The organism is Pseudomonas sp. FG29, from assembly GCF_057809355.1.
In genome coordinates, this window is sequence record NZ_JBMDJU010000004.1 from 49,770 (window position 1) to 65,730 (window position 15,961).

At 64.0% G+C, this 15,961-nt stretch carries 12 protein-coding genes; 4 read left to right on the forward strand and 8 right to left on the reverse strand.

Annotation, left to right across the window (positions count from 1 at the left end):
* Nucleotides 1-63: 63 nt before the first annotated feature.
* The 7 genes from phaC to ACODS1_RS06960 form a co-directional block, all read right to left on the reverse strand.
* A complete protein-coding gene (phaC, locus tag ACODS1_RS06930) occupies nt 64-1,743 on the reverse strand; it encodes a class II poly(R)-hydroxyalkanoic acid synthase (RefSeq protein ID WP_489085044.1) in 1,680 nt (559 codons plus the stop codon).
* A 290-nt stretch (nt 1,744-2,033) separates the two neighbouring features.
* Nucleotides 2,034-2,405, reverse strand: coding sequence for a gamma-butyrobetaine hydroxylase family protein (locus tag ACODS1_RS06935; RefSeq protein ID WP_322979858.1), 372 nt, complete (start codon nt 2,403-2,405; stop codon nt 2,034-2,036).
* Between the two features lie 162 nt (nt 2,406-2,567).
* The gene (gene hslU / locus ACODS1_RS06940; protein WP_489085045.1) at nt 2,568-3,908 is read right to left on the reverse strand and encodes an ATP-dependent protease ATPase subunit HslU; all 1,341 of its coding nucleotides are present in this window, start codon (nt 3,906-3,908) and stop codon (nt 2,568-2,570) included.
* A gap of 41 nt (nt 3,909-3,949) precedes the next feature.
* Nucleotides 3,950-4,480: an ATP-dependent protease subunit HslV gene (hslV, locus tag ACODS1_RS06945; protein ID WP_273252316.1), complete on the reverse strand. Its 531-nt coding sequence runs from the start codon at nt 4,478-4,480 to the stop codon at nt 3,950-3,952.
* Nucleotides 4,481-4,575: 95 nt separating this feature from the next.
* On the reverse strand, nt 4,576-5,253 hold the full coding sequence (locus tag ACODS1_RS06950) for an SPOR domain-containing protein (protein WP_489085046.1): 678 nt from the start codon (nt 5,251-5,253) through the stop codon (nt 4,576-4,578).
* On the reverse strand, nt 5,254-6,993 hold the full coding sequence (argS, locus tag ACODS1_RS06955) for an arginine--tRNA ligase (RefSeq protein ID WP_489085047.1): 1,740 nt from the start codon (nt 6,991-6,993) through the stop codon (nt 5,254-5,256).
* 199 nt (nt 6,994-7,192) lie between these two features.
* On the reverse strand, nt 7,193-9,412 hold the full coding sequence (locus ACODS1_RS06960; protein ID WP_489085048.1) for a primosomal protein N': 2,220 nt from the start codon (nt 9,410-9,412) through the stop codon (nt 7,193-7,195).
* A gap of 158 nt (nt 9,413-9,570) precedes the next feature.
* On the opposite strand from ACODS1_RS06960, the gene rpmE reads away from it, so the two are divergent.
* The 4 genes from rpmE (at nt 9,571) to ACODS1_RS06980 (ending at nt 13,417) form a co-directional block, all read left to right on the forward strand.
* Nucleotides 9,571-9,783 carry a 50S ribosomal protein L31 gene (gene rpmE, locus ACODS1_RS06965; protein WP_014821726.1) on the forward strand — a complete coding sequence of 71 codons (213 nt, stop codon included), beginning with the start codon at nt 9,571-9,573 and terminating at the stop codon, nt 9,781-9,783.
* Nucleotides 9,784-9,809: 26 nt separating this feature from the next.
* Nucleotides 9,810-10,610 (forward strand): thermonuclease family protein, encoded by an 801-nt coding sequence (locus tag ACODS1_RS06970; RefSeq protein ID WP_489085049.1) that lies wholly within the window; start codon nt 9,810-9,812, stop codon nt 10,608-10,610.
* The gene (locus tag ACODS1_RS06975) at nt 10,607-12,046 is read left to right on the forward strand and encodes a M48 family metalloprotease (RefSeq protein ID WP_489085050.1); all 1,440 of its coding nucleotides are present in this window, start codon (nt 10,607-10,609) and stop codon (nt 12,044-12,046) included. Before ACODS1_RS06970 ends, ACODS1_RS06975 begins: the two co-directional genes overlap by 4 nt.
* Before the next feature lie 102 nt (nt 12,047-12,148).
* Nucleotides 12,149-13,417, forward strand: a complete 1,269-nt coding sequence (locus tag ACODS1_RS06980; protein WP_489085051.1) for a malic enzyme-like NAD(P)-binding protein — start codon at nt 12,149-12,151, stop codon at nt 13,415-13,417.
* Between the two features lie 101 nt (nt 13,418-13,518).
* Here the strand turns inward: ACODS1_RS06980 and ACODS1_RS06985 are convergent, their stop codons facing one another.
* Nucleotides 13,519-15,927 (reverse strand): penicillin-binding protein 1A, encoded by a 2,409-nt coding sequence (locus ACODS1_RS06985; protein ID WP_489085052.1) that lies wholly within the window; start codon nt 15,925-15,927, stop codon nt 13,519-13,521.
* Nucleotides 15,928-15,961 lie beyond the last annotated feature (34 nt).

Below are 15,961 nucleotides of genomic sequence, written 5' to 3' on the forward strand. Positions count from 1 at the left end.
CAGGCCGTCGTGGCGTGCGGCACTTCCCAGTGCCGCATGCTGTTGCGCACGGGGCGCGGTCGATCAGCGCTCGTGCACATAGGTACCAGGCGAGGCTTCGCCGGCCGGGTATTTCTTGTTGCCCAGGCTGGTTGGGGTGTTCTTGGTCTTGCCCGAACGTTCGGCCAGCCATTTCTGCCAGTGCAGCCACCAGGAGTCGGCGTTCTTGGTCGCACTCTCCTGCCAGGCCGCCGGATCCAGCGGCATCTCGCTGTTGGTCATGTAGCGTGCCTTGGGATTGCCCGGCGGGTTGAGGATGCTCTGGATGTGGCCGCTGTTGGACAGCACGAACTCGCACTTGCCGCCGAACAGCAGCGCCGATTTGTAGCAGGACGTCCACGGCGTGATGTGGTCGGTGGTGCCGGCGACGACGAAGAAGTCGCAGTTGACCTGCTTGAGGTCGATGGCCGTTCCGCAGACTTCCAGCGCGCCCGGCCGGATCAGCGGGTTGGTCTGGAACATGTCGATGAACTCGCCGTGCAGCGCAGCGGGCAGGCGCGTGGTGTCGTTGTTCCAGTAGAGGATGTCGAACACTGGCGGCTCGTTGCCGAGCAGGTAGTTGTTGACCCAGTAGTTCCAGATCAGGTCGTTGGGGCGCATCCAGGCGAAGACCTTGGCCATGTCGCTGCCTTCCAGCACGCCGGCCTGGTAGGAACGGCGCTTGGCCGCTTCCAGGGTCTTCTCGTCGGCGAACAGCGCCACCTGGGTGTCGAGCTGGGTGTCGAGCACGCTGACCAGCAGGGTCAGGGCGTTGACCTTCTGCTCGCCGAGCGCCGCATAGTGGCCGAGCAGCGAGGCGGTGGTCAGGCCGCCGGAGCAGGCACCGAGCATGTTGACGTCCTTGCTGCCGGTGATGGCGCAGACCACGTCGATGGCCTCCTTGAGCGCCTCGATGTAGGTGGACAGGCCCCACTCGCGCTGTGCCTTGGTCGGGTTGCGCCAACTGACGATGAAGGTCTGCACCTGGTTGCGCAGGAGGAAGCGCGCCAGGCTCTTCTCCGGCGACAGGTCGAAGACGTAGAACTTGTTGATCTGTGGCGGCACCACCAGCAGCGGACGCTCGTGCACGCTCTCGGTGACCGGCTTGTACTGGATCAGCTCCAGCACGTCGTTGCGGAACACCACGGCGCCGTCGGTAGTCGCCAGGTTCTTGCCGACTTCGAAGGCCTCCATGTTCACCTGGCTGGGCATGCCGCCGTTGTGCACCATGTCCTTGGCCAGGTGCGACAGGCCGTCGAGCAGGCTCTTGCCGCCGGTTTCGAAGAAGCGTTTGACTGCCGCCGGGTTGGCCATGCTGTTGCTCGGCGCCATGGCTTCGGTCATCAGGTTGATCACGAAATGACCACGGCTGGCGTCCTGTTCCGACAGCGAGCTGTGCTCGATCCAGTCATGCAGTTCCTTGCGCCAGGCCAGGTAGGTTTGCAGGTAGCGGCGATACAGCGGGTTCTGGCTCCAGGCCGGGTCGGCGAAGCGGCGGTCGCCATCCTCGGGCTTGAGTTCGGACTGGCCGAGCAGGACGTTCTTCAGTTCGAGGCCGAAGTGGGCGATGTGCTTGGTGCTGTGGAAGGGTTGCTTGAGTGCCTGGCCGAGCACCATGCGCGCAGAGGTCAGAAGATCCCTGCCGCGGATGCCGATCACCGGGTTGAGTCCCAGTGTGTTTTCCGAAGCCTGGCGTTTCAGGTCTTCGCTGTTCTTTTCACTCATCTACGACGCTCCAATGTCCTGAGTCGCGTACCGGCCATGCTCACGGCGAAACAGTGGCCAGGTACTGCTCGGGTTGCCGGGGGCGGATCGAGTCCGCGTCATGCGTGCATCTGGTTGAGCCAAATGCAGGGAACCTGCCAGTTCCTTGGTTACCCGAGTTTTTGCCGTTAGGCAAGCTGGTCGATGGCGCAGGAGTATGCCGCGATAGTTTAGAAAAATCGTTCTAACTACCGGGCATCGAACAGGAAAGACGGAGCGGCCGCTCTGCGGCGAGGTTTTGCTGCCGAGTGTCAGAGCATCAGGCGGACGACGGATTCACTGGGGTCACGTGATTTGCCCGCTGCGGCCAGTTGCGCCAGATAGTCGGCCCACAGACTCTCCTGGCGGGTGGCCAGCTCGAAGAGGTAATCCCAGGTGAACAGGCCGCTGTCATGGCCGTCATCGAAGCACAGTTTCAGTGCATAGTTGCCGGCGGGCTCGATACGTTCGAGGCCGACATGGAGTTTGCCGGTTTGCAGGATCGGCTTGCCGTGCCCCTGGACTTCGGCAGAGGGTGAGTGCACGCGGAGGAACTCGGCGCTGAGCGAGTAGCTCTGTTCGCCGTAACGCAGCTCCAGGGTCTTCGACGCCTTGTGCAGTTTGATCGCGCTGGGAATGGGCATGGCTGAATTCCGTAATCTTTAGAAGGCGCTACGCCCTGGTGAGTGATGGCACCGTCCTGTAGGAGCGGATTTATCCGCGAATTTCGCGGCTGAAGCGGAATGCCGCCCAGCCGCTCCTACAGGATGACGCCGACCACCGGCGACTAGATCGTGCGACAGGGTTTACAGGATGTAGCGCGACAGGTCTTCGTCCTGCGCCAGCTCGCCGAGGTGGCCGTTGACGTAGGCGGCGTCGATGCGAATGGCCTGGCCATCGTGCTGCGCAGCCAGATCACCGGCGCTGAAGGACACTTCTTCCAGCAGGCGTTCGAGCAGGGTGTGCAGGCGACGCGCGCCGATGTTCTCGGTTTTCTCGTTAACCTGCCAGGCGATCTCGGCGATGCGCTTGATGCCGTCTTCGGCGAACTCGATATCCAGCCCTTCGGTCTTCAGCAGCGCGCTGTACTGCTCGGTCAGCGAGGCGTGCGGTTCGCTGAGGATGCGCTCGAAGTCTTCCGGGCTCAGCGCCTTGAGTTCGACGCGGATCGGCAGACGGCCCTGCAGCTCCGGCACCAGGTCGCTCGGCTTGCTCAGATGGAAGGCGCCCGAGGCGATGAACAGGATATGGTCGGTCTTGACCATGCCCAGCTTGGTGTTGACCGTGCAGCCCTCGATCAGCGGCAGCAGGTCGCGCTGCACGCCCTCACGCGAGACGTCGGCGCCGCCGGTGTTGCCACGCTTGGCCACCTTGTCGATCTCGTCGATGAAGACGATGCCGTGCTGCTCGACGGCTTCCAGTGCGCGGGCCTTGAGTTCTTCCTCATTGACCAGGCGCGCGGCTTCCTCGTCGCGTACCAGTTTCAGAGCATCGACGACCTTGAGCTTGCGGCTCTTTTTCTTGCCCTTGCCGAGGCCGGAGAAGAGGTTCTGCAACTGGCTGGTCATCTCCTCCATGCCCGGCGGGGTCATGATCTCCACGCCCATGGGCGACTCGGCCACCTCGATGTCGATTTCCTTGTCATCGAGCTGACCTTCGCGCAGGCGCTTGCGGAACAGCTGGCGGGTGTTGGAGTCCTCGTTGCGGGCCGGCTCGTCGCCGAAACCCTGGCGTGCCGGCGGCAGCAGGGCATCGAGGATGCGCTCTTCGGCGGCGTCTTCGGCGCGGTGGCGGACTTTGACCATTTCCTGCTCGCGCAGCATCTTCACGGCGGCATCGGCCAGGTCGCGGATGATCGATTCGACGTCGCGACCGACGTAGCCCACCTCGGTGAACTTGGTGGCTTCGACTTTCAGGAAGGGTGCATTGGCCAGCTTGGCCAGACGGCGGGCGATCTCGGTCTTGCCGACGCCGGTTGGGCCGATCATCAGGATGTTCTTCGGTGTGACTTCCTGGCGCAGGTCAGCCGGCAGTTGCATGCGCCGCCAGCGGTTGCGCAGGGCGATGGCCACGGCGCGCTTGGCGTCGTCCTGGCCGATGATGTGGCGGTTGAGTTCGTGGACGATCTCGCGGGGCGTCATGGACATGGAATCGGGCTCGCTATCGAATCGGGATGGAAGAACGGACGTCACTCGGGGGCGTCCAGTTCCTCGACGGTCTGGTGATGATTGGTGAAAACGCAGATATCGCCGGCGATGCCCAGCGCAGTTTCGGCCACTTCACGGGCGGACAGATCGGTCTTCATCAGCAGGGCGCGGGCGGCGGCCTGGGCGAAGTTGCCACCGGAGCCCATGGCGATCAGGCCTTCCTCGGGTTCGACCACATCGCCGTTGCCGGTGATGATCAATGAAGCGTCCTTGTTGGCCACGGCCAGCATGGCTTCCAGGCGGCTCAGGCTGCGGTCGGTACGCCAGTCCTTGGCCAGTTCTACGGCGGCGCGCACCAGATGGCCCTGGTGTTTCTCAAGCTGGCCTTCGAAGCGCTCGAACAGGGTGAAGGCATCGGCGGTAGCACCGGCGAAGCCGGCCAACACCTGACCGTGGTAGAGGCGGCGCACCTTCTTGGCGTTGCCCTTCATGACGGTGTTGCCGAGGGAAACCTGGCCGTCGCCAGCCATCACGACCTTGCCGTGGCGGCGTACTGAAACGATGGTGGTCAAGGGTGAATCTCCACGCTGCGGGGCGAATTGCCCGGATGGAGAATCAGATGGGGTGCCCGCTGCGGCTTTTCAACCGCCAGCGGGGGAATCGCTGATCAGCGGACTTGGCGCTGCTGCAACAACAGATTGCCGAAGCCGCTGGCGGCGAGGGATTTCTGCGCGGCGGCGAGTTGTTCGCGGGTGGCGAAGGGACCAACCAGGACGCGGTTCCAGGTTTCATCGCGCACCTTGCCGGCTTCGACCTGCACACTCTGGCCGAGCAGGATGATCTGCGCCCGCAACGCATCGGCATCTTCGCGACGGCGGAACGAGCCGGCCTGGAGGAAGAACTGCGTGGTCAGGGGCGCATTGGCGATCACCTGCGGAGCCGGCGGCGGCACTTCGCCCTTGAGCGCGGCTTCGGCACGGGCCGCATCGATCTTCGCGGCTTCCTCCGGCGTCACCGGCTTTTGCTCGGGCGCAGGCGGTGGGGTTTCCTCCAGCGCCTGCGGCAGGATCACCTCGGACTCCGGCAGCAGGGTATAGAAGTCGTATTTGGGTCGGGTCGGCTCGTCCGCCTTCGGTTTGGGCTCGACTTTGCTGCTCTTGGCAGCTTGTTCGCCCTTGTCGCGGCGTACTTCGTCACGCCCCGGTTCGAGGCTGAACAGGAACATGAAGAAGCCGCCGACCACCAGGCCGCAGGCCAGCCAGATCCAGCCGGGCACCGGCTTCTTCGCCGGTGCCTGATAGCGACTGGCGCCGCGTTTCGGCGCCGGCTTCTTGCGCGCGGCCATTTACATCCGCTCCAGGGTTTCCAGGCCGAGCAGCTCCAGGCCCTGCTTGAGGGTGCGGCCGGTGAGGGCCGCCAGGCGCAGACGGCTGTTGCGTGTGGCTTCGTCCTCGGCACTGAGGATCGGGCAGTTCTCGTAGAAGCTGGAGAACAGCCCGGCGATGTCGTACAGGTAGGCGCAGAGGATGTGCGGCGTACCTTTCTCGGCGACGTTGCCGAGCAGTTCGGCGAACTGCGCCAGCTTGGCAGCCAGGGCCTGTTCCTGGTCGGCGACCAGCGCGATCTGCCCGTCGATCTCGTCCACGGCCTTGCCCAGCTTGCGGAAGATGCTGGCTACACGGGTGTAGGCGTACAGCAGATACGGCGCGGTATTGCCCTCGAAGCTCAGCATCAGGTCGAAGTTGAAGCTGTAGTCGCTGGCGCGGTGCTTGGACAGGTCGGCGTATTTCACCGAGGCGATGCCCACTACGCGGGCGATCTGCCGCAGCTCGTCTTCGGCCAGCTCCGGGTTCTTGTCCTTGACCAGGCTGTAGGCGCGCTGCTCTGCTTCGTCGAGCAGTTGCACCAGCTTCACCGTGCCGCCGTCGCGGGTCTTGAACGGGCGACCGTCCGGGCCGTTCATGGTGCCGAAGCCCATGTGTTCCAGATCCATGCTGGCGGGTACGAAGCCGGCCAGGCGGGCGCAGGCGAAGACCATCTGGAAGTGCAGGGCCTGACGCTGGTCGACGAAGTACAGCACGCGGTCGGCCTTGAGCGTGCCGGCGCGGTAGCGGGTAGCCGCCAGGTCGGTGGTGGCATACAGGTAGCCGCCGCCAGCCTTCTGCACGATCAGCGGCAGCGGGTTGCCTTCGGCGTTCTTGAACTCGTCCATGAACACGCACTGGGCGCCGTTGTCTTCGGTCAGCAGGCCCTTGGCGGCGAGATCGGCGACCACCTGCGGCAGGTCGTCGTTATAGGCGCTCTCGCCCTTGACGTCGGCCATGCTCAGCTTGACGCCGAGGCGGTCATACAGCGCCTGGCAATGCGAGAGGGAGATGTCGTTGAAACGGTGCCACAGGCGCAGGCACTCGGCGTCACCGGCCTGCAACTCGACCACCAACTGGCGCGCGCGGTCGGCGAACTCCGGCGATTCGTCGAAGCGCTTCTTGGCTGCGCGGTAGAAACCTTCGAGGTCGGCCAGCTCACTCTCTGCGGCGGCCGGGTTTTCCTGCATGAAGGCCAGCAGCATGCCGAACTGGGTGCCCCAGTCACCGACGTGGTTCTGGCGGATCACCTCGTCGCCGAGGAACTCCAGCACACGCGCCACACCGTCGCCGATGATGGTCGAGCGCAGGTGGCCAACGTGCATTTCCTTGGCCAGGTTAGGCGCCGACAGGTCGACCACCACGCGCTGCGTCGAACCGTTCTTGCGCACGCCGAGCTTGGCATCGGCCAGCGCGGCTTCCAGGCGCTGGGCCAGGGCGTCGCTGTTCTGGAAGAAATTGAGGAAGCCCGGGCCGGCGATTTCCACCTTGGTGATCTGCTCATCGGCTGGCAGGGCAGCGATCAGCTTCTCGGCCAGGTCACGCGGCTTCATGCCGGCCGGCTTGGCCAGCATCATGGCGATGTTGCTGGCGAAGTCGCCGTGGCTCTTGTCCTTGGTGTTCTCCACCTGGATGGCCGGCGTCAGGCCAGCCGGCAGCACGCCGTCGGCGGTCAGGCGGTCAAGGGCTTGCTGGATCAGGTGGCGAATGCTGTCTTTCATGGTCGGCTCGGATGCCTTGGCTCGGTCGAAAACTGAGCATTATAAGAGCAGCTGCGAGCTGCAAGCCACAAGCGACAAGGAAAAGCGTGCCGCGTTTCTGTGGATAGGGTGGGCTTCAGCCCACCAAGACTGGCCGCTGTTGGTGCGCTGAAGCGGGACGCCGCCCGTCCCACCCGACGGACTGTTACAGCGCGTCGGCTCAGAACAGATCGATCGGGTCGACGTCCAGCGACCAGCGCACCGCGCGCCCGCCGGGCATCTGCTCCAGCGCCTGCAGCCAGGGCGTCAGCAGGCGATGCAGGGGGGCGCGGGCGTTGCCCTGCAGCAGCAGCTGCGCGCGGAAGCGGCCGGCGCGGCGCTCCATCGGTGCGGGGATCGGGCCAAGCAGTTCGATGCCGCTCAGGCCCAGCTCACCCAGCAGGTGCTCGGCTTCATTGCAGGCCTCGTCGAGAAAGGCCTCGGCCTGGCCCGGTTTGTGCGCTTCGGCGCGCAGCAGGGCCAGGTGGCAGAACGGAGGCAGGCCGGCGGCGCGGCGCTCGCTCAGGGCCTGTTCGGCGAAGGCGAAGTAGCCCTGTTCGGTCAATTGCACCAGCAGCGGATGGTCGGCCAGATGACTCTGGATGATCACCTTGCCTGGCTCCTCGGCACGCCCGGCGCGGCCAGCGACCTGCACGATCAACTGGGCCATGCGCTCGCTGGCACGGAAGTCGGCGGAGAACAGGCCGCCATCGGCATCGAGGATCGACACCAGGGTCACCCGTGGGAAATGGTGACCCTTGGCGAGCATCTGGGTGCCGACCAGGATGCACGGCTCGCCCTTGTTGATGGTGGCGAACAGGCGATCCATCGCGCCCTTGCGTGAGGTGCTGTCGCGGTCGATGCGCAGCACCGGGTAATCGGGGAACAGCACGGCCAGGCGTTCTTCGGCGCGCTCGGTGCCGGCCCCTACCGGGCGCAGGTCGACGTGTTGGCACTTCGGGCAGTTGCTCGGTTGGCGCTCGATATGGCCGCAGTGGTGGCAGCGCAGTTCCTGATAGCGCTGGTGCACGGTCATGCGCGCATCGCAGCGCGGGCATTCCGACAGCCAGCCGCAGTCGTGGCAGAGCAGGGTCGGGGCGAAGCCGCGGCGGTTGAGGAATACCAGCACCTGCTGGCCGGCTGCCAGGGTCTGGGTAATGGCCTGCTGCATTGGCCCGGAGATGCCCGAGTCCAGTGGCCGGCTCTTCACGTCCAGGCGCAGGAAGCGCGGCTGGCTGGCGCCGCCGGCGCGTTGGGTCAGCTTGAGCAGGGCATAGCGGCCGCTGTGAGCGTTGTGCAGGCTTTCCAGCGAAGGCGTGGCCGAGCCGAGGACGATGGGCAGGTCTTCCTGACGGGCGCGCACCAGGGCCAGATCGCGGGCGTGGTAGCGCAGGCCTTCCTGCTGTTTATAGGAAGCGTCGTGTTCCTCGTCGACGATGATCAGGCCTGGGTTCTTCATCGGCGTGAACAGCGCGGAGCGGGTGCCGATGATGATGTCGGCCTCGCCATCGCGCGCCGCCAGCCAGGCATCTAGACGATCACGGTCGCTCACCGCCGAGTGCAGCAGAGCGATGCGGGCGTTGAAGCGGCGGGCGAAGCGGTCGAAGGTCTGCGGGCCAAGGTTGATCTCGGGGATCAGTACCAGCGCTTGTTTGCCGGCCTCCAGGCACTGATGGATCAGCTGCAGGTAGACCTCGGTCTTGCCGCTGCCGGTCACGCCCGCCAGCAGGTAGGCGTTGAAGCGCCCCCAGCCCGAAGCCACGGCGTTGACGGCGGCGCGTTGCTCGGCATTCAGCGGCAGCTCGGGCTGCGCCAGCCAATGCCCGGGTTTGGCGTGGGGCTGGTTACGCCGCAGCTCGACCTTGACCAGGCCTTTCTCATGCAGCAGCTGCAGGCTGTCGCGATTGAGCTGCAACTGGCTGAGCAGGCTGTGAGCGACACCGTGCGGATGTTGCGCCAGGGCCTTGAGGGCTTCCTGCTGGCGCGGTGCGCGGGCCAGGCGCGGGTCGTCGACGCTGGCACCGGGCTTGGCCAGCCAATAGCGCTCCTGGTGCACCTGCGCCGGCTCACCCTGACGCAGCAGCACCGGCAGCGCCCAGCTCAGGGTGTCGCCGAGGCTGTGCTGGTAGTACTGCGCCGTCCACAGGCAGAGCTTGAACAGCGAGGCTGGCAGTGGTGGGCGTGCATCGAGCAGTTCGAGCGCGGGCTTGAGCTTGTCGGGCGGCACTTCGCTGTGGCTGTCGACCTCTATCAGAATGCCGATCATCTCCCGCCGGCCGAACGGCACGCGCAGGCGCGCACCCGGCTGCAGAGCGCTGCGCGACACGCCGGCAGGCGGTAGGTAGTCGAACAGGCGACGCAGCGGCGAAGGCAAGGCAAGGCGCAGGATCAGGTCGGGCACGCAGGGGCTCCATGGCTGGGCGAGCGATCTTACCATGCGACAGTCGGCGCTCTGCGCGGCTTGCATAGCCCTGAACGTCTGGTAAGATTCGCGGCTTATTTCTGTGCGGTGCCTGACGTTGGGTCGGGTGGCGGCACGACTACCCCGAGGAAAGCACCATGAAAGCCGATATCCATCCGAATTACGTCGAGATCGAAGCCACCTGCTCCTGCGGCAACGTGATCAAGACCCGCTCCACCCTGGGCAAGAACCTGAGCCTGGACGTTTGCTCCGAGTGCCACCCGTTCTACACCGGTAAGCAGAAAGTGCTGGACACCGGCGGCCGTATCGATCGCTTCAAGCAGCGTTTCGGCGTATTCGGCGCCAAGTAAGCGACCGAACGATAACGGAACGTGCCATGCACCTTTCCGTGAATCTGAAAAAGGCGTCCCTGGTGGGCGCCTTTTTCGTTTCTCTGCTGTGGCTGGAATTCGCTCAGGCGTTCTGCCCGGTGCGGGCCGACCTGCCGCAGGTTGCCGTGCGCCAGGTGGTGGATGGCGATACGCTGCGCCTGGTCGATGGTCGCAGTGTGCGCCTGATCGGTATCAATACCCCGGAGCTGGGGCGCAAGGGGCGCAGTGACGAGCCCTATGCCGTGCAGGCCAAGCGCCGCCTGCAGGCGCTGGTCGAGGCCAGTGGCGGCAAGGTTGGCGTGCAGCCTGGCAAACAGGGCAAGGATCATTACGGTCGTACCCTGGCGCATCTGTATGACCGCAGTGGACATAACCTCGAAGCTCAGTTGCTCAGTGAAGGCCTCGGTTTCATGGTCGCTTTCGCGCCCAATACGCAATTGGTGGGCTGCCAGGTGCAGGCCGAGCGTAAGGCACGCCAGCAGCGCCTGGGCTTGTGGCGAGATGAGCAGGTCAAGCAGGCGGGGCAGTTGCGCCGCAGCGGCTTCGCCCTGATAGGCGGGCGCATCACCGATGTGCAGCGCAATCGTGGCGGTCTGTGGTTGGAGATGGATGGCAATCGCGTATTGCGCGTGGCGCCCGAGTTGCTCGCGGTGTTCGACGAGCGCGCTTTGTCGCGCTTGAAGGGGTGGCGTGTCGAGGCGCGTGGCTGGGTGATCGATCGACAGGCGCGAGGCGAGAGCAAGTCGGGCCAGGCGCGCTGGCTATTGCCATTGACCCATCCTGCGATGCTGGAGGTGCTGCCATGATGCGTATGTTGGTGATGTGTCTGGCATTTACCTGGCTGGCCGGCTGCGCGGTCAACCCGGCAACCGGGCGCAGCGATTTCGTGATGATGAGCGAGCGCCAGGAACTGGATATCGGCGCCCGCTACAACCAGGAAATTCTCAAGCAGAACCCTCGCTACGACGACGCCAGGCTGCAGGCCTATATCCAGCGCGTCGGCGAGCGGGTGGCGCGCAGCAGTCACCGCAATCAGCTCAAGTATGTCTTTACGCTGGTGGATAGTCCGGACGTCAACGCCTTCGCCCTGCCTGGCGGCTACATCTATATCCATCGCGGCCTGCTCGCTTACCTCAACTCCGAAGCCGAGTTGGCCGCTGTGCTCGGTCACGAGGTCGGTCACGTCACGGCGCGTCATAGCGTGCGCCAGCAGAGCCAGTCGATGGCCTGGGGCTTGCTCGGTCAGGCAGCAGCCATCGGTACCGGCGTTGGCGCGGTGGGCGATGTCGCCAATGTCATGGGCAACGCCTTCGTACGGGGTTACGGTCGCGATATGGAGCTGGAGGCCGACGGTCTCGGCGCGCAGTATCTGGCACGTGCCGGCTACGACCCGCAGGCGATGATCGAAGTGGTCAAGGTGCTGAAGAATCAGGAGACCTTCGCTCGTGATCAGGCCGCCAAGCGCGGAGAGGCGGTGCCCGACAGTGGCGGCTATCACGGTCTGTTCGATACGCACCCGGACAACGACCGACGCCTGCAGGAAGTGATCGGCCCGGCCCGTGCCTTGGCGGGTGGACAGCAGGAAGTGGGGCGCGATGTCTTCCTGCAGATACTCGATGGCCTGGTATTCGGTGACTCGGCATCCAGTGGCATTCGGCGTGGTCAGCATTTCTATCACGGGCCGCTGGATTTCACCCTGAGCTATCCGCCGGGGTGGCAGATGGTCAATCGCCCGGACGTGTTGATCGGTCACAGCACAGATGAGCAGGCCTTCATTGCCATGACGCTCGAGGCAGCAGACAAGCGTCTCACGCCTGCGGAGTTCCTGCGTAAGCGCGCCGGTAGCCAGCGCCTCGTTGCAGGTGAGGCTCTGCAGGTTGGGGCGTTGCGGGGTTATACCGCCGTACTGCCTGGGCAGTCGGCTCGTCGGGTGGCGGTGATCTATCGCGGAGACAGCGCCTTTCTGTTCGTGGCGGCAGTCAAGGGGCGCGCTTCGCTGGAGACCGAGGATGAGCGTTTCCTCAGTGTGATTCGCAGCTTCCGTGCGCTCACGGCGCAGGAGCGCAAACTGGCGGAGCCGGTGCGGTTGCAACTGGTGCGTGCGAAAGCGGGTCAGCGTCTGGCGAATCTAGTCGGTCAGGGCGCCGCTGCGGAGGGAGGCGAAGCGCGTTTGCGCCTGCTCAATAACCTTTACCCTAGCGGTGAACCGCGCGCTGGAGACTGGGTGAAGACGTTACGCTGAGTCGGCGGTTACAGCGCGACCGAACAGTCTTGTCGAGCTGTATACAACTTGCGTATCCTCGGCCGCCTGCCCATTCAACAGCAACAAAAGCGGAACGCCACTATGTCTGATCTCAAAACTGCCGCTCTCGAGTATCACGCTCAGCCCCGTCCCGGTAAGCTCAGCGTCGAGTTGACCAAGGCCACTTCCACCGCCCGCGACCTGTCGCTGGCCTACAGCCCGGGCGTTGCCGAGCCGGTGCGTGAAATCGCCCGTGATGCCGAACTGGCCTACCGTTACACCGGTAAAGGCAACCTGGTCGCCGTGATCTCCGACGGTACCGCCATCCTCGGTCTGGGCAACCTCGGCCCGCTGGCTTCCAAGCCGGTCATGGAAGGCAAGGGCGTACTGTTCAAGCGCTTCGCTGGCATCGACGTGTTCGACATCGAAGTCGATTCGGAAAGCCCGCAGGCCTTCATCGACACGGTAAAACGCATCTCCATCACCTTCGGCGGCATCAACTTGGAAGATATCAAGGCCCCCGAGTGCTTCGAGATCGAGCGCGCGCTGATCGAGCAGTGCGACATCCCGGTGTTCCACGATGACCAGCATGGCACTGCCATCGTCACCGCTGCTGGCATGCTCAACGCGCTGGAAATCGCCGGCAAAACGCTCGAAGAAGCGAAGATCGTCTGCCTGGGCGCCGGTGCTGCCGCCATCTCCTGCATGAAGCTGCTGGTGAGCATGGGCGCCAAGGTCGAGAACATCTTCATGATCGACCGTCAGGGCGTGATCCACGCCGGCCGTGACGATCTGAACCAGTACAAGGCCGTGTTCGCCACCGAAACCGACAAGCGCACCCTGTCCGATGCGCTGGAAGGTGCCGACGTGTTCGTCGGTCTGTCCGGTGCCAACCTGCTGGGCGCGGAAGACCTGCAACGCATGGCGCCGAACCCGATCGTGTTCGCCTGCTCGAACCCGGATCCGGAAATCAAGCCGGAACTGGCTCATGCCACCCGCAACGACGTGATCATGGCAACCGGTCGCTCCGACTACCCGAACCAGGTCAACAACGTACTCGGCTTCCCCTTCATCTTCCGTGGAGCGCTGGACGTCCGTGCCACCCGCATCAACGAGGAAATGAAGATCGCCGCTGCCCTGGCGCTGCGTGATCTGGCCAAGCTGCCGGTGCCTCAGGATGTCTGCGACGCCTATGGTGTCGATTCCCTGAGCTTCGGTCGCGAGTACATCATTCCGAAACCGATGGACAAGCGTCTGATCACCGTGGTCTCCGATGCCGTGGCCAAGGCTGCGATCGAATCCGGCGTAGCCACGCTGCCCTATCCGAAGCACTACCCGCTGAGCTCGGTGGATGACGTGTTCAACGGCTAAGCCGTTGGATGCAGCAAACAAGAAACCCGCCTAGGCGGGTTTTTTGTTGAGTGCGATTTTGCTGCAAGCGACAGGCTCTTGCCTGCGGCTTGCAGCTGGCTTCAGAACAGATCGATCGGCGCCATTTCATCGGCGGGCAGAGGGCTGCCGGGCGCGCCGCTACCTGGTTCGAACTCATTCATCGGCGGCGGTGAATCCTCGCTCTTGAACACCTCGAAGTAGGCGTCCGGCGTGCCGGGCGATGCCGCGCGACCGCTGACGGGATCGACCCGCAAGGTCAGGATGCCCTTGGGCTCCTTGGGTGCATGGTTGGGGCGATCCTTGAGCACCGGCCCCATGTAGTTCATCCAGATCGGTAGCGCCACGGTGCCGCCGTACTCGTTGCGGCCCAGGCTTTCCGGCTGGTCGAAACCGGCCCATACGGTGGTGACGTAGTCGGCGTTATAGCCGGAGAACCAGCTGTCCTTGGACTCGTTGGTGGTACCGGTCTTGCCAGCCAGGTCATTACGGCCCAGCGCCATCGCTCGGCGGCCTGTACCGCGACGAATCACGTCCTGCAGCATGCTGGTCATGATGTAGGCCGTGCGCTCGTCGATGATCTGTTCGGCGACCTTCGGTTCTTCCGCCGGCAGCTCGTTGTCGGTGCTGAGCGCCAGGCTGGCGTCATCCGCCGCCGGAGCCGTGCCGGGAACGCGGGCGGGGTTGGCGCGGAACAGCGTTTTGCCGTTGCGGTCGTCGATACGCTGGATCAGGTAAGGCTCGATCTTGTATCCGCCGTTGGCGAAGGTCGCCCAGCCTTCGGCAATTTCCAGCGGTGTGAGGCTGGCCGTGCCGAGTGCCAGCGACAGATTGCGTGGCAGATCCTGCTCGCTGAAGCCGAAACGCTGGATGTAATCGAGTGTGCGAGAGACGCCGAGATCCTGCAGCAGGCGAATCGAAACCAGGTTGCGCGACTTGTACAGCGCCTCCCGCAGACGGATTGGGCCGAGAAAGGTGTTGTTGTCATTCTTCGGCCGCCATTTCTGCGACAGGTAGTCGTCGGAGAGAATGATCGGCGCGTCGTTGACCAGGGTCGCGGCAGTGTAGCCGTTGTCCAGCGCGGCACTATAGATGAAGGGCTTGAAGCTGGAGCCAGGTTGGCGTTTGGCCTGTACCGCGCGGTTGTAGTTGCTCTGGTCGAAGGAGAAGCCGCCGACCAGAGACTGAATCGCCCCGCTGTAAGGATCGAGCGAAACCAGCGCGCTCTGCGCGGCGGGAATCTGCACGAAGTTCAGGCTGCCGTCGCTCTGGCGTTGCACCCTGACGATGTCGCCGACCTTGGCCACGTCCGCTGGTTGCTGTGGGCGCGGGCCGAGGCTGTTGGTATTGAGGAAGGGGCGTGCCCATTTCATGCTGTCCCAGGACACGGCCTGTTCTTCGCCGTTGCGAGTCATCACGAGAATGCCGCTCTTCTCCACCTGTGTGACGACCGCGGGTTCCAGGCCGCCTATGGTGCGGAACTTGCCCAGCTCGGTCAGCCAGGTTTCCCGTGTCATGCCGGGAAGGCGGCTTTCCGGGCCGCGATAGCCATGGCGCTGGTCGTAGGCGATCAGCCCGTCGCGTAGCGCGGTGTTGGCGATCTCCTGCAGGGTGCTGGGGACGGTGGTGGTGACGTTGTAGCCCTCGGTGTACGCCTCGCTGCCGTAGCGCCCAACCATCTCGGCTCGCGCCATCTCGGCAATGTAGGGGGCGTTCAACTCGGGAGTGGGGACGTGGTAGCGGGCATCCACTTCCTCTGCCAGCGCGCTCTCATAGCGGGCTTGGTCGATGCGCCCGAGTCGATAGAGGCGACCGAGAATCCAGTCACGACGTTCCTTGGCGCGGGTCGGGTTGACCAGCGGGTTGTAGCGCGACGGCGCCTTCGGCAGGCCGGCGATCATGGCCATCTGAGCCAGCGACAGATCGCGGATGGATTTGCCGTAGTAGACTTGTGCGGCTGCCTCGATACCGTAAGCGCGGTTGCCGAGGTAGATCTTGTTCACGTAGAGCTCGAGGATTTCGTCCTTGCTCAACTCACGTTCGATCTGCAGTGCCAGAAGAATTTCCGTGGCTTTGCGCGAGAAGCTGCGCTCGTTGGTGAGAAAGAAGTTCTTTGCCACCTGCATGGTGATGGTGCTTCCACCGCTCTGTATCTGGCCGCTCTTCAATAATTGCGTGGCAGCGCGCATCAGGCTGGTCACATCGACGCCATAATGGTTGGCGAAATTATCGTCCTCGGCCGCCAGCAGTGCGCTGATGAAATCCTTGGGGATTTCGTCGAAGCGAATGGGGGAGCGTCGCATTTCACCGAACTCGGCAATCAGCTTGGCATCGCTGCTGTAGACGCGCAGCGGAATCTGCAACTGAACCTGGCGCAGCGACTCGACGGACGGAAGGGTAGGGCTAAGATAAAGGTATGCGCCGCTTAAACTGAGCAACAGTCCACAAAATGCGGCAACGCAAGACCACCAGAAGAACTTCAGCAGGCGCATCAAAATGTCAGGAATTCCAAGTAAAAGAATGAGT